General features: G+C 52.4%; 18 protein-coding genes and 9 pseudogenes. 12 read left to right on the top strand and 15 right to left on the bottom strand.

The window, feature by feature from the left end; translation table 11 throughout:
* Nucleotides 1-204: 204 nt before the first annotated feature.
* Nucleotides 205-393, top strand: a pseudogene (locus QMZ18_RS33970) (transposase); the annotation flags it as partial.
* Between the two features lie 395 nt (nucleotides 394-788).
* On the opposite strand, the pseudogene QMZ18_RS33965 reads toward QMZ18_RS33970, so the two are convergent.
* From QMZ18_RS33965 to QMZ18_RS33950, 4 pseudogenes are all read right to left on the bottom strand, one after another.
* Nucleotides 789-1,507: pseudogene (locus QMZ18_RS33965) on the bottom strand (integrase core domain-containing protein).
* Between the two features lie 35 nt (nucleotides 1,508-1,542).
* A pseudogene (locus tag QMZ18_RS33960) lies at nucleotides 1,543-1,683 on the bottom strand (helix-turn-helix domain-containing protein); the annotation flags it as partial.
* Between the two features lie 137 nt (nucleotides 1,684-1,820).
* Nucleotides 1,821-2,083 (bottom strand): annotated as a pseudogene (locus QMZ18_RS33955) (transposase); the annotation flags it as partial.
* Between the two features lie 117 nt (nucleotides 2,084-2,200).
* Nucleotides 2,201-3,025: pseudogene (locus tag QMZ18_RS33950) on the bottom strand (IS5 family transposase).
* Between the two features lie 1,323 nt (nucleotides 3,026-4,348).
* Between QMZ18_RS33950 and QMZ18_RS33945 the strand changes: the two are divergent.
* The 5 genes from QMZ18_RS33945 (at nucleotide 4,349) to QMZ18_RS33925 (ending at nucleotide 10,625) form a co-directional block, all read left to right on the top strand.
* On the top strand, nucleotides 4,349-5,725 hold the full coding sequence (locus QMZ18_RS33945) for a hypothetical protein (protein WP_282610891.1): 1,377 nt from the start codon (nucleotides 4,349-4,351) through the stop codon (nucleotides 5,723-5,725).
* A 1-nt stretch (nucleotide 5,726) separates the two neighbouring features.
* Nucleotides 5,727-6,761 (top strand): hypothetical protein, encoded by a 1,035-nt coding sequence (locus QMZ18_RS33940; protein WP_282610890.1) that lies wholly within the window; start codon nucleotides 5,727-5,729, stop codon nucleotides 6,759-6,761.
* A gap of 3 nt (nucleotides 6,762-6,764) precedes the next feature.
* The gene (locus QMZ18_RS33935; RefSeq protein WP_282610889.1) at nucleotides 6,765-8,351 is read left to right on the top strand and encodes a hypothetical protein; all 1,587 of its coding nucleotides are present in this window, start codon (nucleotides 6,765-6,767) and stop codon (nucleotides 8,349-8,351) included.
* A complete protein-coding gene (locus QMZ18_RS33930; protein WP_282610888.1) occupies nucleotides 8,348-9,046 on the top strand; it encodes a hypothetical protein in 699 nt (232 codons plus the stop codon). Before QMZ18_RS33935 ends, QMZ18_RS33930 begins: the two co-directional genes overlap by 4 nt.
* Nucleotides 9,047-10,217: 1,171 nt before the next feature.
* Nucleotides 10,218-10,625, top strand: a complete 408-nt coding sequence (locus QMZ18_RS33925; RefSeq protein ID WP_282610887.1) for a hypothetical protein — start codon at nucleotides 10,218-10,220, stop codon at nucleotides 10,623-10,625.
* A 39-nt stretch (nucleotides 10,626-10,664) separates the two neighbouring features.
* On the opposite strand, the pseudogene QMZ18_RS33920 reads toward QMZ18_RS33925, so the two are convergent.
* The 9 genes and pseudogenes from QMZ18_RS33920 to mobC all read right to left on the bottom strand — a co-directional run.
* Nucleotides 10,665-11,231 (bottom strand): annotated as a pseudogene (locus tag QMZ18_RS33920) (integrase core domain-containing protein); the annotation flags it as partial.
* 57 nt (nucleotides 11,232-11,288) lie between these two features.
* Entirely contained in the window at nucleotides 11,289-12,500 is a 1,212-nt protein-coding gene (locus tag QMZ18_RS33915) for an IS256 family transposase (RefSeq protein WP_282610886.1), read from the bottom strand.
* A 350-nt stretch (nucleotides 12,501-12,850) separates the two neighbouring features.
* Complete coding sequence (locus tag QMZ18_RS33910) at nucleotides 12,851-13,345, bottom strand: DUF3238 domain-containing protein (protein ID WP_282610885.1); 495 nt, start codon at nucleotides 13,343-13,345, stop codon at nucleotides 12,851-12,853.
* Nucleotides 13,346-13,577: 232 nt separating this feature from the next.
* Nucleotides 13,578-14,199 (bottom strand): annotated as a pseudogene (locus tag QMZ18_RS33905) (integrase core domain-containing protein); the annotation flags it as partial.
* A 64-nt stretch (nucleotides 14,200-14,263) separates the two neighbouring features.
* Nucleotides 14,264-15,094: pseudogene (gene istB / locus QMZ18_RS33900) on the bottom strand (IS21-like element helper ATPase IstB).
* 44 nt (nucleotides 15,095-15,138) lie between these two features.
* The gene (gene istA / locus QMZ18_RS33895) at nucleotides 15,139-16,380 is read right to left on the bottom strand and encodes an IS21 family transposase (protein ID WP_282610884.1); all 1,242 of its coding nucleotides are present in this window, start codon (nucleotides 16,378-16,380) and stop codon (nucleotides 15,139-15,141) included.
* Between the two features lie 155 nt (nucleotides 16,381-16,535).
* A pseudogene (locus QMZ18_RS33890) lies at nucleotides 16,536-16,791 on the bottom strand (helix-turn-helix domain-containing protein); the annotation flags it as partial.
* 201 nt (nucleotides 16,792-16,992) lie between these two features.
* Nucleotides 16,993-19,281 carry a relaxase/mobilization nuclease domain-containing protein gene (locus QMZ18_RS33885; RefSeq protein WP_282610883.1) on the bottom strand — a complete coding sequence of 763 codons (2,289 nt, stop codon included), beginning with the start codon at nucleotides 19,279-19,281 and terminating at the stop codon, nucleotides 16,993-16,995.
* Complete coding sequence (gene mobC, locus QMZ18_RS33880; RefSeq protein ID WP_282610882.1) at nucleotides 19,274-19,651, bottom strand: plasmid mobilization relaxosome protein MobC; 378 nt, start codon at nucleotides 19,649-19,651, stop codon at nucleotides 19,274-19,276. The genes QMZ18_RS33885 and mobC overlap by 8 nt, the downstream gene beginning before the upstream one ends.
* Before the next feature lie 414 nt (nucleotides 19,652-20,065).
* Between mobC and QMZ18_RS33875 the strand changes: the two genes are divergently transcribed.
* Nucleotides 20,066-20,851 carry a ParA family protein gene (locus tag QMZ18_RS33875; protein ID WP_282610881.1) on the top strand — a complete coding sequence of 262 codons (786 nt, stop codon included), beginning with the start codon at nucleotides 20,066-20,068 and terminating at the stop codon, nucleotides 20,849-20,851.
* Complete coding sequence (locus tag QMZ18_RS33870) at nucleotides 20,838-21,218, top strand: hypothetical protein (RefSeq protein ID WP_282610880.1); 381 nt, start codon at nucleotides 20,838-20,840, stop codon at nucleotides 21,216-21,218. Before QMZ18_RS33875 ends, QMZ18_RS33870 begins: the two co-directional genes overlap by 14 nt.
* A gap of 94 nt (nucleotides 21,219-21,312) precedes the next feature.
* Here QMZ18_RS33870 and QMZ18_RS33865 read toward each other — a convergent pair whose 3' ends face one another.
* On the bottom strand, nucleotides 21,313-22,383 hold the full coding sequence (locus QMZ18_RS33865) for a nucleotidyl transferase AbiEii/AbiGii toxin family protein (protein ID WP_282610879.1): 1,071 nt from the start codon (nucleotides 22,381-22,383) through the stop codon (nucleotides 21,313-21,315).
* Nucleotides 22,380-23,138 carry a DUF6088 family protein gene (locus tag QMZ18_RS33860; protein ID WP_282610878.1) on the bottom strand — a complete coding sequence of 253 codons (759 nt, stop codon included), beginning with the start codon at nucleotides 23,136-23,138 and terminating at the stop codon, nucleotides 22,380-22,382. The genes QMZ18_RS33865 and QMZ18_RS33860 overlap by 4 nt, the downstream gene beginning before the upstream one ends.
* A gap of 314 nt (nucleotides 23,139-23,452) precedes the next feature.
* On the opposite strand from QMZ18_RS33860, the gene QMZ18_RS33855 reads away from it, so the two are divergent.
* The 4 genes from QMZ18_RS33855 to QMZ18_RS33840 all read left to right on the top strand — a co-directional run bounded on the left by QMZ18_RS33855 (nucleotide 23,453) and on the right by QMZ18_RS33840 (nucleotide 25,790).
* Nucleotides 23,453-23,770 carry a type II toxin-antitoxin system RelE/ParE family toxin gene (locus QMZ18_RS33855; protein ID WP_282610877.1) on the top strand — a complete coding sequence of 106 codons (318 nt, stop codon included), beginning with the start codon at nucleotides 23,453-23,455 and terminating at the stop codon, nucleotides 23,768-23,770.
* Nucleotide 23,771: 1 nt separating this feature from the next.
* Entirely contained in the window at nucleotides 23,772-23,945 is a 174-nt protein-coding gene (locus tag QMZ18_RS33850; RefSeq protein WP_282610876.1) for a DNA-binding protein, read from the top strand.
* An 850-nt stretch (nucleotides 23,946-24,795) separates the two neighbouring features.
* A complete protein-coding gene (locus QMZ18_RS33845; protein ID WP_282610875.1) occupies nucleotides 24,796-25,455 on the top strand; it encodes a ParA family protein in 660 nt (219 codons plus the stop codon).
* A complete protein-coding gene (locus tag QMZ18_RS33840) occupies nucleotides 25,455-25,790 on the top strand; it encodes a hypothetical protein (RefSeq protein ID WP_282610874.1) in 336 nt (111 codons plus the stop codon). The genes QMZ18_RS33845 and QMZ18_RS33840 overlap by 1 nt, the downstream gene beginning before the upstream one ends.
* Nucleotides 25,791-25,999: the final 209 nt, after the last annotated feature.

Here is a 25,999-nt window from a genome sequence, read left to right as displayed (position 1 = left end):
ACGGCGACGATACTTCATGTCCAACACTCCATCTTTCCTCAAAGACTAAAGTGTTGCGGCCACCTGTTGAGACCACCTGTTGAGACCACCGTGGATAGGCATGCAATAAGGCCCCTGTTTTGGGGGTTAATCAGCATTGAACGTTGGGTCTGACCTCCTTTTAGTCGCTGATACAGGGTCACTTTAGAATGCCGATTGACATCCGGTATCGGCCCTTTCGGTGCGACTGCGATAATGGCGACGGCCAAACAGTTCAGACGGGCACGTGACATAGCTGCGTGGCTTGGACTTATCCCAGCCGAACATTCGACTGGTGGCAAGCAGACGTAGTTTGGGATCAGCAAATGCGGGAACGGGTATGTCGTGAGACTTATCATCCATGGGGCACGATCATGTTTCCTCCATCTCAATCGCGAACTGCATGATCTTGGGCGGTGGCTCATCAGTCTTGAGTAACGCACCCATCGCAACAAAGTGGGCGTTGTCCTGGCAAACAAACTCACCCGGATCGTCTGGACTATTCTGGCGCGTACCGGACAACTCAATTTGCGAACGAAGGGGGCAACAGCATGATCTGACAATCTTGAACGCAATCTGATTGCGCGGGGTGTGATGACCAAACAGTTGATCGACCACGGGTAAGCTACGCGCAAGAAGAAGGACATGAACCCGGAGCAAGTAATCTGGAACCCGAGGTGCGGATCTCATCAATGCTTGGCTGGCAAAATCAGCCCACTGATAAGATGTGTGGGTCCGGACTACGGCTGACGTTTTCAAGCTGAATTTTATCACGTTGTTAGCTTCTGTCGAAGTCTCTCATATGGCGTTTCCCCTCCCAGGGCGGCATGAGGACGCATAAAGTTATAGAAGGCCTCCCATTCGCTGAGTTTTAGAGCGAGGTCGACATCACCCTTGCAATCAATGAGCTGATAAAACTCCTGCTGGTCGGTCAGGTGAGATCGTTCGACTTTTCCATTCAGTCGCGGGGTTCCCGGTTTTATGTAGACGTGGTTGATTCCGAGGTCACTCAGGTGCCAATGGAATTTAGCCTGGAACTCATGGCCATTGTCCGTACGGATCGTGTGGATGCGAAACGGGATCTTTTCGATCACCTAGTTCACAAAGTCGATGGCGTTTTTCTGTGTGTGTTTGGGGTATGTCTTTAGGGCTCTGATCCGTGTGGCGTCGTCGATGGCGGTGTACTGAAAACGGTTTATCTTTATGCCGTTTTCGTCTTTGAAAATGAGGAACTTGACGTCCACCTGGATATGGTGGCCTGGGTCCTTCTTCTCGTAACGCTGGAAGTTAGGTATTGACCTTTTCCGGCAGCCTGTTCATGCCATTTCGCTTGAGTGTCTGATAGACACCGTGGCCGGAAATCCGGATGCCATGATAGCGGTGTAGATACCAAGAGATGCGGACCGGCCCGAAATGATAGGTGCGCCGGAGATAGAGGATTTTCTCTTCGATGTGTAGCGAGGTCCGTAGCTTAAGGTTTTCGGGACATGGTTTCTTGTTGATCAGACCCGCTTCACCCTTTGTTTCAAGGGTGCGTTTCCATTGGTAATAGGTTTCCCTGGAGATGCCAAACTTTCTGCACGCGTGGGTGACATTCCCGTGAGCTTGACCATACTCCAGACACTTTAATTTGCGGCGAATATCGCGTTCTGCTTGACGATCCATAACAACCTCCTGACGTCTTTCCTAAAAGGCTAAGGAAAACGTCAAGCAAAGTCAGGAATGTCACAGATAAGAGGTCGGATACATTTATGCAAACCGACACGTCACCCACAACAACCTTGCAAACGCAGGCCGGACCATACATTTTTTCGCAGAGCGTCCTGAAGCATCGTTTTGTCAAGCGCCAGATCGCCCACCAGGCGCTTCATCTTCCCGTTCTCATCTTCAAGCTGCTTCAGCTGCCGGATTTCCGACACGCCCATCCCGGCGCAGGCCTTCATCCATCAATAGAATGTTGCTTCGGCAATCCCCACCTTACGGCAGATCTCGCCGACCGTCGTGCCTGCTTTCATTTGTTTCAGTGTAAAGCAATCTGCTCACCTGAAAATCGTTTCTTCGGCATCGGTACACTCCTCCTTCGTCGGAAAATGTTCCCAAAATTCCGCAATCAATTCGGACCAGTTTCACGGTTCAAATCTAGTTCTCGAAGGTAACGACATCTCAGAGTCCGTTTGGAAATTCACGGGTGAGTGTTTCTGCGTGGCAGATTTCCACCCATTGCGACGAGGATCATGGCGTGAGAGACGTCGATGCGCTGCTCGTAGTCGCGCACGAGGTGGCGCCAACGGGTCTTACAGCCGAAGGTCCTCTCGACGGCCCAGCAGCGCGGCAGAGCCTGGAAGCCCTTCTGGTCGTCGGACCTTCGGATAACCTCAATGACGAAGTCGAGGAAGGCGGCGTTGTTCATCAGTTTGAGCCGGTCATAGGCGCCATCGGCGAACAGGTGCTTCATCTACGGCCTGCGCTTGCGGATGCCGTCCAGGATGGCCTGGGCGCCGGCGCTGTCGGAGATGTCGGCAGGGGTGAGATCGACCATCAAAAGCCGTCCGTCGGTGTCGACGGCGATGTGACGCTTGCGCCCGGTGATCTTCTTGCTGGCGTCGTAGCCCCGCACTTCGGCCTGCGGCGCCTTGACCGACTGGCTGTCGATCACCCCGGTTGAAGGGCTGGCCTCGCGCCCGGCCCGCTCGCGGTCGACCATCGGCGTTAGGTCGTGGATGGTCTGGAATAGGAAGCGTCTCGCCAACTCGCGGAACCAACCGTAGACCGTCTGCCAGGGCCCAAAGTGCACCGGCAGCATCCGCCAGTCGCAGCCAGAGAGCACCAGGTAGCGCACCGCGTTGATCACCTCTCGAAACTCGACCTCCCGCGGTCGGCCGCGCCGTCCAGGCTTGGGCATCAAGGGCGCGATTTGCTCCCACTCCTCGTCCTTCAGGTCAGAGGGGTAGCGCTTGGTCTTCCTGGCGATCTTGGCCATCCGGCCACGACTCTGCTCGGTCCACATCAAGAACTTGAATTACAAATCCAACCCAGCTGGAATCCTGGTAGCGAGATTATCCAAACAGACTCTCACAAGCAGACCATGAGTGCTTTGTTGACTAAGAACTGAGCCACCAGGGTAAATTCGAAAAGACCGGCAAGTAGGTATGGCAATAATCGCGTTACCGCTTCTATAGGCTTCATAGGGCTTTTCAACCCAGATCGGCAACTCGTCATTGAAGGGCGGATTGAGGAAGATCCTTCCTTTCCAGACTAGGTGGAGAGGATCATCACCATCATCAGTAACAGTAACGGAATCTATTAGCCATGATAATTCATATTCAACCGTACATACTGATAACGCATCCTAAAATAGTAATTAATTGACAACATAATCTTTTTTGTTGATCAAATAACGACTGTGTGCTTACATACTGCTTCTTAATAAAATCTGACTGCGATAAGTTTTAGCGTTAAGTGTTTGGGGGATACACTAATATGATGACGCGAAATCGGCTTCTAGAGACATTGCACAAATTAACCGACACGATGTTGCTGCTTGGCTTAAACGTATTCACATGCCGTCAAGCCTCGGCGATTACTGACACATCCCCCAGAGCGATCGAATAGTAACTTGATTGTTGCGCCTAATAGCATTTAGTGGTTAGGCAAAAAGCCACCTGAATTTGCGAAACTAGCCAAAGCTTTCCGGCAATTTGATGTGTGCGGGATTGTCGAAAACAAGAACAAAAAAACCCTTGGTATGCTGGTTAGTGAATTAGAAGATGTTACTGCTGCTGATTGGGGTTCTGCTTTTGGAATGCGAACTGATTATCCCCGCGGTCGATGTCACGAAGCCTATGACGTAATGATCGGCCCCTATTATACCATGCATTGTTTGAAGATTTCTTGGGGAAGAATTTTGTAACATCCTCTTTATTGTAAGAAATGGTAAGATAATTTAATCACTTGAGAATTATCCATAATTAACATGGCGCTTTATAGTTGGTATTTTAAATATATTTAATATAGTATAAATATTAAATTATTGTTATTTGCATAAAAATTGTTTCTGATAGACAAAAATAGCCGATTCAAGCTCAAGTACGATTTTTTTGATTACGCAAATGCTTATGATCAAATGTATGTAACAGAGAAGTTTAATAAGTTCTAACTCGATGAGGTCGAAACACTTGACGTTTTTTCTTATTTTTCTTGAGGCCAACAGGAGTTCGTTGCTCACTTGGGCAGATTGAAGTTGGGTGTCGAAAATTTGGAATGCGAAGGTTATTTCATAGATTTGATACCTTAGGAAATAGAATAGGAGGTCGTTGTGAGAGATTCCGCGATGGGAATGGTCGCAGCCGCGCTGCTTGCTCTTGGAGGCGCCGATGCTAATGCGGGTGCGTTCGAGTCTCCAGAATGTCAGGGCGCCACATCTGTGCTGCAGCCCGATAGTGGATCGCCGCTTGGTAAGATCGATGGCGGCTTCCTGCTCAATGAGGATTGCACAGCCATTTTCGTGAAGCCGCCCTTGGTCGGGTCCACAACTTTTGTAGGCTTCGTGCCAAGTGTTGCTGTGCGAACCTGTCCAGCAGTCCTGTCGAGTACAGCCACTATAAATGCTCTCATGGCAAGAGGTGAAAAACTTGGCCAGAAAATAGCTGCAGGAGAGGCTACTTCAGAAGAGATTGCCGATTTCACCCAAGTTCAGGCGGCGTTGAGAGCTCTTCTAGACAATTTTGCGCGGCTTGCTGCAGCCGAAGGCTTGCAAGCGAATTTGCTATTGACGTTAGAATGGAACAATCTCCTTGGGGAATATCGACGGTTGAATGAGCAGAATTACTTTGTCACCGGATTGCCCGTAGAAGCTGGCGTCCTGTCCTTCAACCTTACCACTGTCGAACGTGCACTGCTGCTCGTCGATGCTAATGTTGTGCCTACTGCGCTTGAAATTGATGTTCCCGGCATAAAGTTTAATGGCTTGGAGAATTTCAATATTGCGGCGGAACCTCAAGATAACGCGGTGATATTCGGCAATTCGATTAATGGCTTTGTTCGACTCACTCTCGCGGGGGCTTGTGATTTCTATGACAGCGAGATCGGGAACGTAACGCCTCGGGGTTCCACGGACGAGATGGCAGGTGCGAGGCTAGTGGCGAACTACACTTTTGTGTATCGACTGGAGTCCGCCGCAACATACACAATGGAGTTCGATGCGTCTGCAATCGGCGAAATCGTCCAGCGAGAGGTGCAGCGGCGGAACGGTAACGTAACCGCGGGGTCGTTGTCGGAGGCTTTGTTTGATGTGCAGCAGACATCGACATTTCGGATCAACATTGACGATCCGCGCGGCATCCTAGATTCGGAAAAATTACGTGAAGGCTTTATGAGCCGAGTGCGGGAGTCCTTTGCACATGACCTGCTCTCGAAGTTTTCCGAGGCGCAATCAGTGGACCTGCCACCAGATCAAAGTAATCTTAATCTGACCGGGTTCAGGGAGGAGACACATAAAGCTCGGCATTGTCGGCGTAAATGGGGCATATTCAAGTCATGTTCAGATCATGTGTACAAGGTTAAGATTCGTACGCAACAGGTGAAAGAGCGCGTTCGGAAACTGATTGCAGATGACTTTAGGGTTCGGTACGGAGAGTCGGGCAAGCAAGTCACCTCGTTCCTCGTTGCAGATACTGTGGCGATGTCAGTTGGCGTTGAGGAGGAGTGATATGTGCCTCCTGATCGTTCGAACGAACAGGTTCCAACTGCGAAAAAGCCTGGTACTCTTCGCGATGTTCGTTCAGACGATCCCGGCGATCGCAGCGGAGATCGAAATTCAAAGCGAGCCTCGGCCGTTGGAGTTAGCCCCTGCGACCGTTACCGACGGCTACGCGGTCGACTTCGATACTGCGTCGATTGGATTACAGGTGCAGGCTCGTGGTGCGGAACAAAAGATCAGCGATCAGTGCACCCGCTTTGAGAAAATGGTCTCCGATCAAGAGTATACGGTCGATGTGGCGCGAGACTTCCCACCGCAGCGCCCGTATCCTCAGTTTGTCGTGATTTATCGCCCCAGTTCTCCTGGATGGAGTAACCGGTGGGAACGTGCATTGAATCAATGGGATGATAATGATGGCACAAGGTTCTCACCTGTCTCTACAGATTGGCGACCAGAAGTTCTCGGTATAACCATCAAGATTTCTGATCGCTCTGTGTTTGACCGTGAGGATTTAGCGATAGAGGTCGAGAGCTTCTTCAATCAGGTTAACAAAAGGTTATATGAACGTCGGAATCTTTTCCGAGATCCGGGCAGCGTTTCCACCCAGATAGACTCCCTCCTGATCCTCTGTTCACTCCGCAATAATGATTTGGAATTCGGCTACAACGTTATCATGAAGGGCCCAAACCTCATTCGGAGTAGCCAAATCTTGGATGGAGAGATTGACGCGGCGATTCTCTCAGACGTCCAGGATCTACTGATCCAAGATAATGTACCGCCAGGCGTGCTCAACGACCAGCTCGAACTCACCATATACACCCGCTTGGTTGGAGCACTTACCCAAGCCGACAACCATGTCGCCGCTGGCAACGTTTCTAAACTTTACTCATTTGCAGTCGACTGGGCCCGTTTGGTTGCGCACGATTTTCGCGAACTGACACGAGGTGAGATGGCAACGTTAATTGCCGGCTTGATTGAGGAAGAGTTGGCAAGTTTCTATCTTTTCGATCAAAGCCAGATCTCATTTGAGGCGTTCGAGGACTGATTTATGCGGAATATCTTTACAATACTAGCGGTAATTGTGTCGGTGACCAGTGCGAGTGCGCAGGATCGCGCAGTGCCGGACCGATTTGCCGCGTGCGATGGATTTATTGCGCCCGTGGAATCGGCTGGCGTGTTCTTTTCAACGGATTGTCGTGTAGCATTTGTTTTGCCGCCCAAAGTAGGAAAGTTGACCACAACTTCGGTCCTACCGAGTCCACACATCCAGGCATGCAATTTTCGTGAAGCGCAGATTCGAGAGGCAGAGAAAAAGCTTAACAAGATTAGACGCCAACCGACGTCTGGAGATTCACAGTCCAACGGTTCTGAGAATTGCGGATTGGTTTCATCGAGGATAGGTCGATTACAGGGTCGCAAAACGCGCTTGGACGCGGATACGTCGTTCGCCACGGATCGTGTCCGAATTCTGGAGCGGTCGCATGTCGCGTGCCTTGAGCGTTCGGACCCTTGCCCGGGTATTGTCTCTGAACTTGAGAGTGCACTCCGTCTAAAGCTCTCGGTGGAGCATCAAATTGCTTTCGTAGATCGGGATCTTGCAAGACTTGAGACGCGTTATCCGGGGTGTTTCGTCAGTCCGCAGCCCGGAAGCGTGAGTGAGGCGCGAGTTGAAGACACGTTCTTGATGGTGTCGGAAGTTGCAGAGGCTCTCTACACATCAGGGCGCTCCTTTATGACAGACCTCGAAGGAGATACGATCAACGTTCTGCTTTCACTTGACCATCTTGGTGTTGTTGAAGAGGCGCGCCGCCGCAATCCTGAATTTGTCGTGCGTGCGGCACCGGTCGAACTAACCTTAAGCGTAGCCACAGTCTCTCAACCACTGGTCGGTAACGAGGCCGTGACAAGATCAACTGTGCCTCTCGTAACTGCCCCTGCTGAATTTTTCTCTCTAGACGACAATGTTAGTCTGCCCAGCGTTGCTACAAGTCTCTTTGGCCCTACGGCGAGCGGTCAAGTCGTGCTGTCACTGGAGAGCTCGTGCGCAGCGCGTCGTGAGGGACTGGATCACCGCTTCTTGGCAGGGTATCTGGCGGCCAATGTAGTCTACCGCTTGCCGGTCAAATTCGCATATAGAATTTCTGCTCAGGCCGATTTCGTTGAACTCTTTCGTCGTATTGTCAAACACACCACTCGAGGCGGTTTTTTTAGAACATCATCGAACACATCCGTGACAAATGATCTTCGCTCGAATGAGGTTATTAATGTCGTTGTTGAGGACGATGGTGTCTTGTCGGATGATCAGCGGCACCAGCTCATTTTGTCGGTAAAAGATCGAATGATCCAAAGAGCGATTGCACTAATTGCGAAGGAGTATGCGCAAAATACCAATGTCGTTCCTCTTGATCCACCCGGAAATACTGGAGCAAGTACTGCGAGTGCCGGCTTGCGAAATAACTGTAAAGCGAAGTGGTGCCAAGTCGGAGCAATAATCCTTGACGTTGGCAGCGCTGTGTTTGGAGGAACAGAGAGTACACAGGAATTCGTTCGCAACCGAACAGTGTCTCTGAGTGAAGATCTTTCCGTAAGTACTACATATAATCAGTTCGGTAGTATTGCATTGGTTGTTGAATGAAACCGATTGGGGCGTTCATCTTCTCTTGGGTATTCTCTTTTCTGTGCTCTTTTGCAGTCGCAGAAACGCAAGACTATTGCGCTTTTGGAAAGAATAACTTCACCTCTGAGCACTGTTTGGCGCTGGGCACTTTAGAGTGGACACCGCTGAACAGCGAGCAAATTTATATCGAGTTGTTCTCATCGGATCGGGATATCGTTACTTGCGACCACTATGGTGCACTGATTGATCAATACAATGCCGTTCTTAAGGGACTTGAGGTCAATAGCGCCACGAACAGTGAAGTAAATGACAAGGCGCTTAAGAAGACCGTCGATCGAATTTCGAGTTTTCCTTTGGATTTATTTTTTTCTCGACCGCAATATTTACGCATTCGGTTCCTTCATTTCCGATTGGACGTGCGAGACTCGCATAGAATCGCTGTGTTTTTTCAGGGCAATCTTAACGAGCAGTCTGCGGCTGAACTATTGGATGACAATGGTAGCCTGTCGATTTTACTTACCACTGGTAGTGGGGAATTGTGCTTTGAAAGTGGTGTATTTATTGTGATCTATGAAGACTATAGGGAACTAGGGTCTGTCTTGCTTTATCGAGATTTGCGACCGCTAGCCGCAGTTACGGTAGATCCGGGGCTTCTAGAGGCTCAATTGAAGAGAAGTTCATTGTATCGCAACAGGTGGACCGACATTGACTAGCATAGCTTTTTTAGCAATTGGGGCGTGCTCAATGCTTGCAGAGTTGTCGCATCATGAGGGTCAGCATGAGTTTTACAATTGCTCGACTGAGATTAAGATGCACAGTAATTTTGATGAGTGTCTGGTGGGCTCGTGTAGCGGCAGTATTCATATTCGTGATATGAAGAATGAGGCGGCGATAACCATTCATCTGAGTGCAGAAAATTGTTCTTCGGGCGGCTCTCGTTTGTTGGATCAGAGATACCAAGCAAACTACGTTCTTGGAGAATCGGGTCGACGCGAATTTCTCGAGATCCTCTTAGGGGCTGACGGCAGATTGTTGAGAATCAATGCTAGCGCGGAGGCGCTTTCTCCTGGGTATTCCTTAACTGAGAGAACAGAGTGTAGTGGAGTAAATCCCGGTCGGCGCCTCGATCTTAGGAAGAGGTAATGCGATACTATTTAGCCCTTGGAATTTTTCTTTTGGGCGGTTGCTCTCAAAAAGAGTTGCCTACCCCTCAGTCTTTCGTAGATGTTGCACCTCCTGCATCGATGGTTTGGTCGACATCGATTAGTCAGGACCGCAGGTCAGCAATTGTGATGGCTCGGAACTCGTCAAATAAGGCGGTGTTCTGCCCCCTACTAAGCTTCAGGGTCATCTATGATGACCCGCTCAATTACTTGGAGACAGGTGAGTTTTCCGTTACCCATCTAAATCACTTTGTGAGCCCAAACGAGTCTAACACATTCAGTGAACTCAAGTCACCGCAACGCGGAGCGCATATCCGTTCTGTTCAGGCGGGTCGGCTGGACTCTTGTCGCGTTGCAACGTTCGCAGATATTTGTAGGAAGTCGCAAGATGACGATACCCTTCATAAATTGCTGGAGAGCTCGGGTACTAGAAGCTGCGAAGGTTTCTTCAAACGGCTTTTGGAGAGTCGGTTGATTGACTTGCGTGAACTGGGGCTGGAGGTGGTGCCTCACCTCAGAGAACTAAATTTTGAGGTCAGTGCGGTGTTGTCAGAGTCTCAGCGTCGGACGGATCTCGGGTCAGCAATTGAAACAATTAGTACAATAACGACAATAACGTTCCTTAAAGACAAGTGCGAGGATGAGACAATAGCAGATGGGGTCGTGCCCAGCTCATGTCTTGCTCAAACGCCCATTGCTGAAGCAGAGGAGTGACGGAATTGTGGGACGCCTTCTTCGTTTTGCGGCATTCTGCGGTATGCTTGGACTGGGAGCGACAAGTGCAAACGCTGATGTTTGTGGAGAGTGGTATGCCAACGAGGCAGAGCAGTTTCCACAAGCGGCACACGTGGCTCTGTCGATGAATGCTACCTCAGTAGCCCGCGTTGCATTGGTTTCCATCTCGGGGGAAGGCTTCATCTGGCAGGTCCGTGCTGATGGGATAGTTCGTGCTGAGTTCGCTTCCGTGCTTCCTGAGTTCACGATGTCGGTAGAGATAACTGGCAGGCCGGTTGTTGTCGACGTGTCTGCGGTGAGTAGGCTATCCGTTGATGATGCGCCTGTCAGCAATGAAGACCCAGCGATACGTTCGATAATCGTGTACTGCAGTGATACGGCGGTCGAGCAGTAGCCGACACGATTGCTAGGAAGACGGCGATGCCTCAAGTTACTAGGTGTTTAGTCCCGGCATCTGGTGGATCGGATCCAGATTGAATCGCTGCGGGTCAGCAGTCCAGCATTTGGCGATGTGTTCGTAGGGTGTGAGGCCTCCCAGGGTCTTTAGGCGGCGCGCATAGTTGTAAGCATTAAGGACGTCTGCGAGGTGTTTTCGGAGCTGTTCGTGGGTCTCGTAGTGAAAGCGTTTGACCGTTGCTTCCTCAATCGTGCGGTTCATGCGTTTGACCCGGCCGTTGGTCCATGGGTGCCGCACTTTCGTCAGCCGATGCTCGATAGCGTTTCCCTGGTACCGCATATCGAACATGTGCGTCATGTAGGTGGCGGTTGGACCATCCCGATAGCGCGGAGGAAAGGTGAACTGGATGCCGTTATCCGTCAGAACCGTATGAATTCTGTACGGAACGGCTGCAATCAAGGCCTTGAGGAACACGGAGGCCGTCCGTCTGTTCGCCTTGTCCACCAGCTGCGCGAAGGCGAATTTCGAAGTTCTGTCAATTGCAACGTAGAGATGGAGCTTTCCTTCGGCTGTCTGCACTTCCGCCAGATCGATATGGAAATATCGGTTGTGTCCCATTGAGTGGTGTAAAAGCTCTCCGGCGGATTTAGCATGCCGGGATTATAGAGCGGCAATTTTAGCCGGTTCGATGATTGTATCCTCGCTGATAGCGGCGACGGTTTCCAGTGTCATGTATCGACGTGTGACGGCCCATTCGTCATTCTGCTCGAGCATGAGGGCTCCAACCAGGCGGCGTATGGCGGCTTCGTTTGGAAAGATGCCGGTGACATTGGTGCGGCGTTTGATCTCCTTGTTCAGTCGTTCCAGTGGATTTGTTGAGTGGATCTGCCGCCAATGGCTGGGCGGGAAAGTCTTGTAGGCCAGAACATCGTCCTCGGCGCGCCTCATCAGCTCTGCAAGTTTGGGATGGCACGATTGGAAGGCTTCAAGGAGCTTGGCCCAGTGCTTCTTCGAGGCCTCCAGACTATCCTGATCAAAGGCCGTCCTCAGCGCCGCGGTTACGATCGGCCGGTCCTTCTTGCCGACACAGGCAAGGGCGTTGCGCATGAAATGCACGCGGCAACGCTGAATGGTGGCGCCGAGCACCTTGGCGGCCGCGGCCTTCAGGCCTTTATGTTCATCGGCGATGATCAGCTTGACGCCGCGCAGGCCCCGGTTCGCGAGTGCGCGCAGGAATTCATCCCAGAACACCTCGGCCTCACTGGGCTGAATGGCAATGCCCAAAACCTCGCGCCGCCCGTCCGTATTGACCGCCACGGCCACTATGGCAGCCACAGAGACGATCCGTCCTGAACGCCGGACCTTGATATAGGTAGCGTCCAGCCAGAGATAGGGCCATTCGCCTTCCAGAGGGCGGTTCAGGAAAGCTTCAACGCGTCCGTCAATCTCAGCGCAGAGCCGGGAGACCTGGCTCTTGGAAATACCTGTCATGCCCATGGCTTTGGCCAGATCATCTACCGATCGGGTCGAGATACCTTGGATGTAGGCTTCCTGGATCACCGCGGTCATCGCCTTCTCCGAGGCCCGGCGCGGTTCCAGGAACTCAGGGAAATACGAACCCTTCCTTAGCTTCGGAATCTGGACATCAATGCTGCCGGCCCGCGTCTCCCATGGCCGCTTGCGATGGCCATTACGATGGTTGACCCGATCATCACAACGCTCATGCGCGCCAGCCCCACAAAGCTGCTCAACATCTAGAGCCATTAGGCGATCGGCGACAAAGCTAAGCATCTGAGCAAGAAGTTGATGATCGGAGGTTTCAGAAAGAAGCGCCTTAAGAGCCGCGGCTTCTGATAGACTGTCCTTGGTCATGGTTGGTCTCCTTCTCGTAGGTCAGGTCCACAAACCAGACCCTACCGGAGAACTTCCGTGGCCACCCAAAGCTAAGGCAGACATCAAGTTACACCACTTCCGCGGACACAACCGAAATATCCAATCAGGTAGCGCTTGAACTTTCTCTTAGCGGGCTTGTCGCCTTCCACTTCGGGCAAGCGGCTGAACTGCCCCATGTTTTCTAGACGCCCTCGGTTTTCGTTTTCTGCTGCCGTTCGAATTCGACGGATGACAGCATCCCGTTTCTGCCGTGCTTGCGCTTTGGAATGTAGAACATCTCGTCATAGTCGAACACATCCTGATGGAATCCGTGAGCGCTAAGGGTGTCGTCAGACCTTGACGTCGCAGCTTCCGAAAAGGCTTAGCAGCTGAATCGGTTTGTGCTTGAACGCGTAGACCGACTTGCCCTCGACGACAATCGAGTAGGCAGGGTAGCCGTCATGGCAACCCGAGACAGTGGCCGAACCGTCTCGGTTCACAGTCATGGAGAAGCTGTAGTCGATATTCGGTAAGACGCGCGTACCCGACGCCGTCTCACCAATCACCTTGAAGCTCGCTGTGTCGTCGGAGAAGTTGACTCCTGAGACGACAAAATTGTCCCGGGCGCTTTGCAGCTCGATGCCAAAAAAGTCAGTCGTGCCTGTCTCGAAGATGTGCTGCACTTGCTTACTACTGAAATCGACTTGGATCACATGGCGAGACTTCATCCCAGCCTGCGGATCTCCTTCTAGGATTCTCGTCTCGATGACAACCTGGACGGTGTCATCAGCCTCGACATGTGCGCTATGAAACATCAACAAAATTAACGCTAAGAAAGTTTTCATTCTGATACTCCCCGTTTCCAAAACTCATATGGGCAATTCTTTGCGACATTTTATAAGGTAAGGACAAACGACCCATCAGCCAGCGAGTCCGCCGATCCTAAAAGTTCGGCAGCTGCAATCAAAGTAAGATCAGCTCGGATTGGCACCCCGCTGTGTTTAGAAGTAACGACCGTCAGAGGTGCCGAAACAACGCTGTAAGCTGCGGGCAGTTTCGGGACATCTTCTGGCGTGATCATAGCTTCTCGCGGAGCGCTTCGTAAGGCGCCTTTCCATTGAAGGCGCCGTGCGGTCTGGCGAAGTTGTCGAAGCGCTCCCACTCATTGAGTTTCGCCTCCAGATCGACGTCGCCCTTATAGCTGAGCAACTTGTAGAATTCTTGGCTGTCTGGCCGGTGCGAGCGTTCGACCTTGCCGTTCAGTTGCGGCGTGCCGCGCCTGATGTAGTTGTAACGGATGCCCTGGTCCTCGACATGCCAGTGGGACTTCGTCTGGAACTCATGGCCATTGTCGGTTCTGATCTCACGAATGCGAAAGGGGAATTTCTCGATGATGTGGTCAACGAAATCGATGGCCCTGGCCTGAGTTTGTTTCTCGTAGATCTTGAGGCCCGTACCCGGGTTGCGTCTCAGTGGCTGTGAACTGGAGTCGTCGGCTCTTCATTCAACGTTTTCCTTGGAAGTCACAAACTTGACGTCCAGCTGGACAGATGGCCTGGAACCTGCTTGTGTAACGTTTGGCGTGCACCTTGCGTAGCCAGGTGCTACGCGGCAGCCGGTTGACGCCATTGCGCTTGAGCATACGGGAGACCGTGGCATCCGATATCTTGATGCCGCGATATCGCTCCAGATACTAGATGTCAATGCCGATTGAAAAATGGCCAGAAGTGCCGAAGTAAAAATGGCCAGTTTTGTGGTTTGGTTCAGTCTGGTTTGGTGTTGTTGATTTTTGTAGGTCTCCCTCGTTTTTTTGGTGGCGGCGGCGGTGTTATGGGTGCGTTAGCCCTTATGTGTTCGGGCAGGAGATCGGTGTGAGCCCGCAGTCTGTAGCTTGCACCTTCGATATGAATGACGACGGCATGATGCAGCAGTCTGTCCAGGAGTGCAGTTGCAACGACCGGATCGCCAAAGACTTCGCCCCATTCAGCAAATCCGCGGTTTGATGTCATGATCATTGCGCCTTTTTCGTATCTGGCGTTGACCAGCTGGAAAAACAGATTGGCGCCACCAGTGGTGATGGGCAGGTATCCGATTTCATCCCTTGACCGGCAGTGGTTTGTTTACAAACCATGAAAGGGGACGATGAGTAGGGATACGCGGGCATAGAACCGGATCTTCTCCGCAAGCCGTCCTTCTCGTTCGGCTTTGGCGAGTGCCTCAATCAGATCGGCCAGGGGTGCCCTGTAAACGGATTTACCTGCTTTGACGGCGGCCACTCCCAGAGCTGTCGCCAGATGACTTTTTCCTGTCCCGGGCGATCCGAGAAAGTGGATGACCTCGGCGCGGACAATGAACTTCAGTTCGGCCAAGGCCATGATCCGGTCCCGATCCAGAGCCGGCTGGAACGAGAAGTCGAAGCTCTCCTGGGTTTTGACCGGTGTCAGCCGGGAGGTGGTGAGGGCCATGCCGACACGCCGGTTTTCCCGGCAGGAGAACTCTTCATTCAGCAGCCCGTCTATCGCTTCTATGGCGGTCATCTCTCCCTGCTCCAGTTGCTTGAGGGTGTGATCCAGAACCTTCAAGGCCCGGGGCATGCGTAGTCCAACAAGGCTATGACGGATACGATCGCTCAGAGAGCTCATCGGGACGCCTCCGAGCCGGCCAAACGCCGTCCGACAGCATCATAGAAAGCCAGAGAGCGCTGTCCGACAACAGCTGATGCCGGTTGTTGCAGCTGTCGCTGCAGGGAGGTTGGAACCTTTCGATGACGGGGACCCAGTCTGCGGCGGTTCCGGCCCTCCGGGATCGGATGGCAGGCGATTACCTTGCCGTCTTCAAAGATCCGAATCTTATCCGGATGGCTCTGAACCTCAACGACACGTTTTCGGGTCGTGTCCGGTACGGAGTAGAGATTGCCGCCGACCGAGACCATGCCTTCATGACTGACGCGCCGTTCCACCGTGAGAACGGCATCGTAAGGATGCGTGGGCAAGGGTGTCAGACTATCTTGTTCTTCGGCGAAAGCCTCGTTGACCACCCTGTTCGCGGTGGCATGCACCCGGGGATTGGCTATCTCTTGTCGCCATGCATCGAACTGGATATTCAGATCCTCCATGTTCCGGAAAGATCGGCTGAGAAAGAAGTCCTGGCGGATATAGCGGTAGGGCCGTTCGACTTTTCCTTTCGTCTTGGCCCGGTAGGCCTTGCAGGCTCGCGGCGCGGAGCCATAGTAGTTCAGCAAAGCAACCAGAGCCGGGTTGTAGGTGACAACGCCATCGGCATCCTCTCCAAGCACCGCGGTTTTCATACGATCGTAGAGAACCTCTCCCGTTGCGCCGCCACAGGCGTCAAAGGCCGCGATGTGGCAGCGCAGGACGGTCTCAAGCTTTTGGTTCGCACCAAAGCGCCCCCAGAGCCAACGACTGTGACCGAGGACCATGCTAAAGAGCCAGACTTTCCGCCAGACGCTAGGCTCGTCGGTAAACTCAAGCTGGAATTCAGCGAAGTCCACTTGCGCCTGGTGGCCTGGCGGCGTTTCAAACCGTCGCTCGAACAGAATCTGCTTTGCCAGACGGGCGCTGCGCAGAAAGTCCGTAATGCCGGTATAGCCGCCCTCGTAGCCGAGTTTGCGGATCTCCCGGAAGAGCCGGCGGCCGGAAAGATCGGGAAACTGGAGAATGCGCTCCCGGAGATAACCTTCGTAGGGCGTGCGCAACCTGCCGCGCGGTTCGCGTGGGCCGTAGTTCGGCGCCTCAAGACCCCGTTCGAGATATTTCCTCACCGTCTTACGGTTCAGACCCGTCTTGCGCGCGATCGCGCTTACCGACAGACCTTGTCTTTTTAAATCATGGATCAAAACAATCCTCCCAAGTTTTACCACCTGATCCGGATCTCCTCTTTCCGAAAATCTCAAGTGGTCAAGTCTCGCCCAGCTGTTGCTCTGGGGCATGCCCCAGAGCAACAGCTGATCTAAACCCCAAACTGGGTACTTTTCATTCGGCGCTAATGGGTAGTTTCCATCCGGCACTCACACTAGACGACCCGCACTGGATCGAGGTGGTACTTGCTGCGAAGATGAAGGACCTTCTCCTCAATCTCGATCGGAGTCCGGTTGGCATGCCTCTTCGGGATGAGTGGACGGTTCACCAGACCGGCATCACCGTGCTTCCGACAGGCCTCACGCCATCGGTAGAAGCTGCTGCGGTCGACCCCAAAATCGACAGGTCTTCGCGACGTGACCCGTCTCTTCAGCGTGCTGCAGTATACGAAGTTTGCACTGACCCTTGCTCATGAACATCTCGTTTGTTCCAGAATTGAGAGTTTATGGGAGATGTCTCGCGGTACCGACATATCTATCTTCAGGCATTTGATCGCCTTTAATGACCTTGATGAACACATCATATTGATCGTCCGCGTTCTGCATGAACGAATGGACATCGATAATCACTTGCAAGACCTGTGACGAGAAGCCGAATTTACAGCTGCACCGACTCTACCTATTGATCCCCCTGTCTTCGTCGCGCCTGCGCGACTTATCGACTTCCTTTCCGCCCTCGCGAGCGGACTCGTTCTTGCGGTCCGTCGATACCGAGCGTTTCAATTCCATCAGATTATCCGCACGCTCAACATGGCGAGCCTCCCATTGGCGACGCTGAACTTCTTTCTCGAGTACTTCGCCTGTCTGCGCATCGGCTTCTGTCACCGTTACGTCCTCGCTTCCTGGACTGTAGACCGTTGCTCGATCACCTATCTGTAACCCATGCCGCTCTAGCATATCAGGTAGCCCGGCACCCCATATCCGGGTGGCACCATCTGCGCCCTGGTCCAAATCAATGTAGTGAGAAAGCGATTTCGGATTGTCCGCCTGGTAAAGAGCTTCCCCCACCTCCGTGATACGACCGGAAATGCCTGCTTCATAATTCCTACGCGGTTTCTCTCCGGCAGCATCACCAGATCCGGCGATAGGCAATTCCCTTCGACCGACAGCTCTGGAGGGGTCTTCCCCGCGTGGCGCGCCAGTCTCAACACGGTCTCGTGCACGAGGATCAGCAAAGTCGCGATTGATGCCCCGAATGTCCTCACCGGCGTTTCTGTAGATGGATGCGGCATCCCGATAGGCTGCCATAACCTCTTTCCGCGCCTGGTCATCACTCAGATTGCCCGCATTTGCATGCGTCTTGATATCCCGCTCCAACCATATCGAGCGGGTCTTCTCGTCCACATCCGCGCCGGCAGTGATGCGCTGTAGCGCCAATGCGCCGCTCAAACCCACTTCATCAAAGCGTTTTGTGACAGCGCTGTCCGCCTCCTTAAGACGGGCCTGCGTGGCCTTTCCACGCTCATCGAGAAGCGGCGCAGTCGTCTGAATTTTTCCTCGCTCTTCGAGAGATTGAACATGCGACGAATCTCGCGCATCTCCAACAGCCGCCCGACGCTGCCTAACGGGGTCGTTGTCATCTCGTGAAACTTCTCCCCTGTCTCGTTGCAGCCAATCATTGAAATGATTGCGCGTGTCTTCAGTCATCAACGGCTCGAACTCATGACGGACCTTCGCAAGAGCAACGTCCGCGTTGGTCCTCGCGTCTTCATCGCCAATCTTCGCGACCTTCTCAGCCATCCCATCAAGGAGAATCCGCATATCCTGGTTAATCTTCTGCAGTTCTTCTTCGGGATTGGGCACGGCGGTAGCCGAATTGAAACTTCGGGCATCGGCAAGGGTCGTGTCTTGTGGTAGCGATTGCTCTGCCACTCTGTCGTTCCTTTCCAAACTCTGTCCTTGTGAAAGCCGCTCCGCTGCCTTGGCAACAGCGCGGCGATAGACTTCAATCGTCTCTAGCGACGTCTTTGCCCCGTCAATTTGGGACATAGTCCTGGCGGAACTGAGCCCACCAAATAGCCGCTGATAGGTAAGACGATTCCCCTCCCGAGCTCGCATTAACACCGGAGCGGGGATCTCTTGTCGCCGGCCCCCGCCGTAGAATGGAAATTCGGCGGGCTGCGATCGCTCTACACGATCAGGCAAGCCTCGCCCCTTCTCTGCCGCTTTAACCCGTCCGAGCGCGGTTGGCCGGCGCTGCACACCACGAGAAAATCGGCTCGTCGCAGCCAACCGGACACCAACTTCGCGCGCGGTCTCGACATGCAGATCGCGGAGCGACTGGATATCGATGCCATGACGACTGAGATGTAGGGTCTTACCCCCCTGCCCCGCGCGATTGATGACAATATGCGTATGCGGATTCCGCGTATCGCTGTGATGCGCGAGAACGTACTTATACCGATCGCCATAGTCACCACTCGATAGACGTGCCGCAAAATCCTCCCCTGCAATACGGGCCGCGACCTGGTCAACGGACTGCGGATACGAAACGATCAAATGATAGGTGTAAAACTTCGTGCGTGGATCCATCCGTTCGAAGTCTTGCTCCCAGTCGGCAATAACATCACGCAGCATGTCGCCTTCTTCCGTCCTTGGAACAGCGCCAAGATTGGTTCCGTTTTCCAGATCCAGATTGCCATCGCGCGAAATATACTGCAGCTGTGCCGCGAGCCTTGCGCCTCCATTCGTCGTACCATTTCTAACAATCTTCAGAACCGCCTGATGGGTGAGCAGAGCGTTGTGTATGAAACTCCCGGCCGAGGCAGTCTTTTGCCGGTAAGCCTGCCCACCTCCAGTCCCTCCCCTTCGCCCGCGCGTACGTTTTGCATCCGCACTGTCCGGAGCGCCAAAAAACATTTCCGTCAGCTCGTCCTGCGGAATGTCCAATGCTGCTCTAGCCATTTGCCTCGGCTCTCTCGTCCAACTCAGTGGAGATGGCGAGCGCATCCAGCAAATCTCGGCTATGGGCCGCCCGGCGGAAATCGACAAACAGATCGTGTGTACGCCGAACTTCCTCGGCCAAATCGTTGATCACGGCCTCTGCGTGACCGCCAAGCTTAAAGCGCCCGGCATTCGCGGCGCGTGTGATCTGATTTAGATTGTGAGCCGCGCCGAACAACTGCCGCTGTATGTCGCTGAACTTCCGAATGTTCTCCTCCTCACGCGTCGGCACGCCCAACGCAATCCTCAGCGAAGTCTTAAACAACGCCGAAACCGTCACGCCATTGCGGGAAGCGAACGCCTTAAGATGGTCATGCTCGGCTTTGCTCATGCGAATTGAGGTCGTTACGGAAGGCCGTTTCTTCGGGCGCTTTGTCATAAAAATCAGGGCAATCACAAGAAAGGTGGAATCAGGAGTGAAACTCGCATAGAATTGTGTAGCACATTATATATTATCTTGCCACCATATTCATAGCCACCATATTCATAGTTGGTTCGCTTCGCTCTCAGACTGTCGTTGATCATGATCTCTGCACTACGCCGTGCATATTACGGAAGTTAGATTCCGACCATTTGCAATTGGGTCGTACGATACAAATCACACGATGAATCATCCTCCGCACTGCGCAATGGCCGTTCCGCATTCCGGTTATCACTTTACGCATCATACTTTACGTATTACGTAAGTCACACGGCGTGAAACCTATCGTGCAATGCGAGAAACGTACTCAGTATGGAGAGCGCCTTGAAGTTAATCGTCGTAGCAAATTCAAAAGGCGGCGCAGGGAAATCCCTGCTCGTCATCGGCATCGCCAGCGCGCTTCACAGAGCTGGCAAGCGTGTCAGAGTCGTAGATCTGGATGAACAGGGCACCGTTGCGCGCTGGTTCAAAGCGGACACCAGCAACGCCTACCCTACCCCACCGTCTTCCGAATTAATGATCGATGCCGCGATCTTCGATGACGACGATACGCAAAATGCAAAATTGGCATACCAGCACCTCCTGAAGATCGAAGATGAAGACGAATACGACTTCGTAATTGTCGATACCAAAGGAGAGGCCGCTCTGTTGACATCTGTTGCGATGAGCGCGGCAGATGTCGTGCTTTGCCCAACTGACGGCTCTTCAGCGGAGTTCGAACCAGTTATCGTTACCTACAAGACCTATGAAGCAGCATTGGCCAGGGTCGATGAATCCGCAGACCCACGAGAGTCATTTCGCGTTGTCTTTACCCGGCAAACCGCTCTTCAAGCCAATACAGTCCGAGACAGCAAGGCCGCGCTCAGCGAGCTCTTCCCTTGCGTACCTGGTCCGTCCCAATCGTCATCCTATAACGATGCGCACTATGCAGGTACGACACTCGGTCATCTGGTGGACCGAGCGGAACAGACCGCGAAGGAGGGCGGCACCCCTGCTATTCGTTCGTCAGCCAAGCGGGCCATGGAAAAACACGGCAAAGCCCTGAAGATCCTAGCGGAGTTGCTGACCCAATTAGAACTGTTACAGGAGCTCGAGAATGTCCCGGCTTAAAAGTGCGCGTACCTTGATGGACGCCAAGGTCAAAGGCGTTGCCCCAACGGTCTCCACTCTTGCTGGAGGTCAAACCACCAAAGATGATTCTGAGCGAAACAGTCCCGCCGGTGAAGCCACTGGCAAAAAACCCTCCAGAAAAAAACGAGCGCTCCCCGCAGCTAAGAACGAGGCGCCTACGCGCAAGACTCTGAGATGTACGCTCTCGGTGCCACCCGGGAGTGAAACAGAACAAGTCATTCTCGACCTGATCGCCCGCCTCCCCGCCAAGTCGCAGAGTCGGATCAATGTAGGCGGAATGTTTCGGGATCTCATCGAAGAAAATGATGCTGCAGTCGCCCGCATGCTTCGCGCCGTTATTGAATAAACTTTGTTTCACAAAATTATCGTCGTGTGATCACAGCGTTTGTCTGACATGCCTCCGAACGATCTGCGCACTGACGCGGCGGCAATGCTATAGTTCAGTCAGCGACTTCAACGCTCGTATCAACCTTAGCGTTGAGCTTGGTTTCCAACTCCGCAATGCGCTCGATAACAACATCAAACTCTGGTGCTTCGCCAAAAATCATACCGGCCATGGCACGGTAATCTAGACGCAGAACATCATACATGCCGCCCTTAGGCGTGAGGGCGAAAGTCGGTGACACCGCAGTTATAAGGTCAAAATCCGGCCGATTGAAGAACATGCGGGCATGGGTGACGCAATCGACACCAAGCGCGGGATCTTCAATAGCCCTTTCGCCCACCTCCGACGCCATGAGTTGATGGACATCATAGTAGTGGCGCGATACCCGCTGGCCGCCGCCGCGTAGCTCTCCGCGTTTGTCGAACCACCGCCGAAGGCCGTGCAAAATGACCACTTTGTCCCAGAAGGTACGCTCAGCATCGACAATCTTGATATTATTGACACTTAGATCAATGCCGGGAGCGTCATCCTCAAGGTAGGGGCGCAGGCTGCGCACCGAATGAGGATCGAGTGCGGATTTAGCACCGGACTCGATCTTCACGGCCTTGCTGATGTAGGTGTCCGTCGGGGTCGCTGTCGGATAGCGCACATAGAGTGCTTGGTCGTCTTCAGGGTCCGGTTCAATGACAAGCTTACCTTCAGCCAACCCGTTACGACGCGCTGTATTAGCAATGATCTCTGACAGCTCGGTCATAAGCGGCCCGTTGATATGAGCTTCGCAGGCCGATTTGATGGCATCAAGTGCTGCCTTCCGCTTCTTGCCACTCATCGCCCGGAGCTCCTCGATTGAGGCCGCGTGACCCAGGTCGTCGCGGAAGACGGTAACGTCAATATCTTCCGAGAAGCGACGAATGATTCCGAACCCCTTGGAGAGGGACGTGCCGCCTTTAAAGAGGAGCCTAGGGCCTGCGGGCAACCCGTTGAACAATGCGTCGAGTGTCCAGCAAACCCAGAAATCCTTTTCGGCGTTCTGCGGTGTGGTTCCCAGCCGCTGCGCTGTCGTCGTGAAAAGGCCCAGCTGGGTCTCCTCATCCGCTGAAATTATGCGATCGAATGCTGGGTTCATCTGGCTTGGCTTTTGTTCTCGAACATAGGGTGCAACATTGTTTGCATCCAAGCTGGCAATGTCGAGAGGCCGTCGGCAAGATCGTCGCGGAGCAGCCTCCCCTTCGCAGGATCGTGCAGAAGCCGGGATAGTCGACGCTGCAACATCTGATCATGATCGGGGCGCCCCATCGTATCACGCAGCCAGTGCAGAGCCTGGACAATGCGCATGGCCGGCCGGCCGGCCCAATAGAGCTTACTAGCAGCGGTGGGCTTAAAGATGATGTCGAGCTTACCGAGCGAAATTGATTTTAAACGCGCATCGGTGTGGACGACGATCTTGGCTGGAACGGCATTCGTTAGTCCCAGATCATTTGCAGCGGTCATGCCATCGACAAGCACGCGTATTTGATCGCGGCGCGCTACTGCCTCTATCACTTCGCGCGGATCCGGTGGGCTATTCTGCTTAGTAAAGCTGTTCAGCGTAGGCTTGTCATAGAGCCCCCGATCGACACGCCGTAGGGTGCCGGCAGCGGTCAGTCGTTGCAGGACCTTGTCGACGGCAGCGCGTCCGCCGAGATCGAGGAAGTCGCCAGGCGTCCAAACGGAGCGCGGGGCACTTCCATTGATGCGCGTTAGGAGTTTGGCTTTTAGGTTGGGTTTCAATTGGTTCATGTCCGAAATTTGTAGCATGATTTCGGACATGATAAAAGCCCATGTCCGAATAATGTATACAGTTTTCAGACATGGGCTTTTATCATGCTGCCAGATTCTCATCCAGTCTCGCGTGATGGCGCGCGAAACACCGTTGTGGCTCTCGACACTTCCCTTACGTGCAATACCAAGAGGTCAAATATACACAAACGGCTGCAATACAGCCAACAGCTCATAGGCCTACAATTGTAATCAGACGGCCGCCTAAGAGGCTCCACGTAGCAACACCGAGCAAATGTCGATGGTGAGTTGAAACCGTCTAACAGCATATAAAAACGCACAAAAATAGCAAAAAGTGACGTGACACTCTGCCCCAACAAAAATACCGTGGTTAGGTTTATGCTTGATGTCCACAAAAATTTACCCTACACAAAGATATGTATGTACTCAAACAAACAGAGACATATCTCAGGTGGTTTCGCCGACTTAGGGATCGCAAAGGTAAGGCGACGATAACAGCGAAAGTGGCGCGGCTCGCAAACGGTGCATCTGTCGATACAAAGTCGGTCGGCGGAGATGTTTATGAACTCAGGATCCATATTGGACCTGGCTATCGCGTCTACTACATGAAGCGAGGTGATTCCCTAATTATTCTGCTATGCGGAGGTGACAAGGGCACTCAAGTAAGGGATATTGCTGCCGCAAAGCGCATCGCCGCTGGATGGACGGATGATGACGAAGATGACGAGGACTGAGATGAAAGAAAAACTGCACAACTATGATCCCGCAACTGACCTTGACAGCCCTGAAGCCATTGAAATTTTTATGGCTGATGCTTTCGAGTCAGGAGACGCAGCATATATTGCAAAAGCTCTTCAGATCGCAGACCGAGCAAAAAGCATGCTCCTTCGCGCGCGCACTGCGGGCTGAATGTACGGTTTTTTGAGAACAAGCTGGACCTAGTCCTAAACAACACCGAACGCTTTGCAAGCAAGCACGGTCAATCCTAAAGCTAAAAGACCGCAGACGGCGAGCTTTCCAACCGCAGCGGCACGAAAAATCCCTACACTAATTTCAAGTCGGTCGGGTACTTCATCCGACATACTACTTCCCTTTGTTTCTGAAGTAGGCGCGCTGTCCCCGCTCGTTAGCTTTGTGTCCGAAGATTCTTCGATTTTCTGGAAATTGATCTAACGCGATTAAGGCAAGCTCAACAATTCGTGGAACGTTTGTCGCTGCGTTCTCCCAATTGCTGAGAGTTTGTCTGGAGCGAACGTCCAGTTCTTTCATCAAAGCTTCTTGAGTGTATCCGTTTCGCTTTCTCCATGTCGTGATTTCGTGACCTCGCACATTGAGCTCCTTACGTCCAAAAGATGTTGTCCAGAATTTAGACAATCGACGAAAACGATCCAACAAACCCCTTGATAGCTGCTCATTTCCGACGCTTTCAAAGTCCAATATATTACGGAATGATTAACATTCTGTTTATTTTCTGACACTCCTGGAATTGACCCCCTATCGGGGGCATCTGGAGGTCGCGTTCGATACAATAGACATGAAGTGCGCGTCGCAAAATGAAACCTGTTACCTGTTACCTGTTACCTGTTACCTGTTACCAGATAATGGTTTACTTATTATCAGATAATTGATAACAATTAATCATTGACACATAAGATAATAGGTAACAGATTAGCAGTTATCTGATTAACTATTACCTAATAATCGATTAACTGTTTTTCAGGTATCTATTAACTGTTATCTATCATTAAGGCGAGGCGCCATGAAAAAAACTGCCCAGATCATTACGGCCGTCCAACAAAAGGGCGGAGCCGGAAAATCGACCATGATTTCCTGTCTTGCCGCCGCGATGAGCGATGATGGCGCAAAAGTTCTAATCATCGACACAGACCCGCAAGAATCCTGTGTTGAATGGGCCGAACAAAATGAAGTCTCGAACCTAGATGTCGTGCCACACCACAAGGAAGACTCTGTCTTTGACCTCATCGACAAGCTGGAAAGCCGATACGATGTAATTTTGGTCGACACAGCGGGTTATGATTCAAGAATGGCGACATACGCCATTCAAGCATCTGATCTCATCCTGATACCAAGTGGTGGATCGAAGAAAGACATTATGGGCGCCGCCCGGACCTGGCTTCATGCAAACAACCTGACAAAACGGAATCGTGAAGCGCCTGAAGTTAAGATCGTGCTTTGGAAAGTGAAGCCGGGAACCAACGTTCTTTCGAATGCAAAGGAATCCTTGGAGAAAAGTGGGCTCCCAGTCTTGAGCGCGATCGTACCGAACTTGACCGGCTTCGATGAAATATCTTGGACAGGGGGCTTGCCCGACGGCAAGGCGCGCCAGTCTGTAAAGCAGTTTCTCGCATCTCTTCAGCTCGGGAAGCACTTGCAGTTTTACGAGCGGAAGGCAGCATAATGGCGAAGCTCAGTAGTGCTGATATTCTTGGCGAGATCGAAACGAAAGACCCGCCAAAAGAGCCAAAGTCTCAAGACGCGACAAAAGCTAAGAAGCGAGAAGTTGCAAAAACGGTTGGCGCATTTAAACCCAGTGCCTATGAGTCTGACTTACGCGCGAAGTTGCGCGATAAAGTCCAGTGCAACATCGGCAGTATTCCTCGCTTCATAAACGATGAGCTCGAACGGCTTGTTGCCGAAAGTGGAATGGGGAAGAAAGAGTATTTTTATCAGCTGCTACGAGAGAAGGGTGCTGATATTCCTCCGTATGAAAACCTAGATGGAAGAAAGCTCTAGGCACTAGAGAGATTCTGGGTAACCTCTCTCAATTCTGCCTAGGGGAGGAGAGGGCGGCTTCTTTTTCTCTAGGCGTTCTCCCAGATGAAACAGCGTTGTGGGACAGCTGAATAAGCCTAGCTTACTGGAGCCCGCTTCAGAGGACTGTCGCTTGCAGTTCACCAAGCAGCATCACCCGAGATTCACTTTTCTATCGCCTGCATACGAAT

It is taken from the genome of Pelagibius sp. Alg239-R121, assembly GCF_947331435.1.
GTDB lineage: Bacteria > Pseudomonadota > Alphaproteobacteria > Kiloniellales > Kiloniellaceae > Denitrobaculum.
Note: the sequence above shows the minus strand (reverse complement) of the source record. Positions and strands in the feature narration are given on the sequence as shown.

Bases quoted from the DNA above. Each gene is read 5' to 3' on its own strand.
- QMZ18_RS33870 (WP_282610880.1), top strand. From the start codon at position 20,838: ATGTCCCGGCTTAAAAGTGCGCGTACCTTGATGGACGCCAAGGTCAAA.
- QMZ18_RS33845 (WP_282610875.1), top strand. From the start codon at position 24,796: ATGAAAAAAACTGCCCAGATCATTACGGCCGTCCAACAAAAGGGCGGA.
- QMZ18_RS33840 (WP_282610874.1), top strand. From the start codon at position 25,455: ATGGCGAAGCTCAGTAGTGCTGATATTCTTGGCGAGATCGAAACGAAA.
- QMZ18_RS33940 (WP_282610890.1), top strand. From the start codon at position 5,727: ATGTGCCTCCTGATCGTTCGAACGAACAGGTTCCAACTGCGAAAAAGC.
- QMZ18_RS33945 (WP_282610891.1), top strand. From the start codon at position 4,349: ATGGGAATGGTCGCAGCCGCGCTGCTTGCTCTTGGAGGCGCCGATGCT.
- QMZ18_RS33885 (WP_282610883.1), bottom strand. From the start codon at position 19,281: ATGGCTAGAGCAGCATTGGACATTCCGCAGGACGAGCTGACGGAAATG.
- mobC (WP_282610882.1), bottom strand. From the start codon at position 19,651: ATGAGCAAAGCCGAGCATGACCATCTTAAGGCGTTCGCTTCCCGCAAT.
- QMZ18_RS33910 (WP_282610885.1), bottom strand. From the start codon at position 13,345: ATGAAAACTTTCTTAGCGTTAATTTTGTTGATGTTTCATAGCGCACAT.
- QMZ18_RS33860 (WP_282610878.1), bottom strand. From the start codon at position 23,138: ATGAGAATCTGGCAGCATGATAAAAGCCCATGTCTGAAAACTGTATAC.
- QMZ18_RS33865 (WP_282610879.1), bottom strand. From the start codon at position 22,383: ATGAACCCAGCATTCGATCGCATAATTTCAGCGGATGAGGAGACCCAG.
- QMZ18_RS33850 (WP_282610876.1), top strand. From the start codon at position 23,772: ATGAAAGAAAAACTGCACAACTATGATCCCGCAACTGACCTTGACAGC.
- QMZ18_RS33935 (WP_282610889.1), top strand. From the start codon at position 6,765: ATGCGGAATATCTTTACAATACTAGCGGTAATTGTGTCGGTGACCAGT.
- QMZ18_RS33930 (WP_282610888.1), top strand. From the start codon at position 8,348: ATGAAACCGATTGGGGCGTTCATCTTCTCTTGGGTATTCTCTTTTCTG.
- QMZ18_RS33915 (WP_282610886.1), bottom strand. From the start codon at position 12,500: ATGACCAAGGACAGTCTATCAGAAGCCGCGGCTCTTAAGGCGCTTCTT.
- QMZ18_RS33855 (WP_282610877.1), top strand. From the start codon at position 23,453: ATGTATGTACTCAAACAAACAGAGACATATCTCAGGTGGTTTCGCCGA.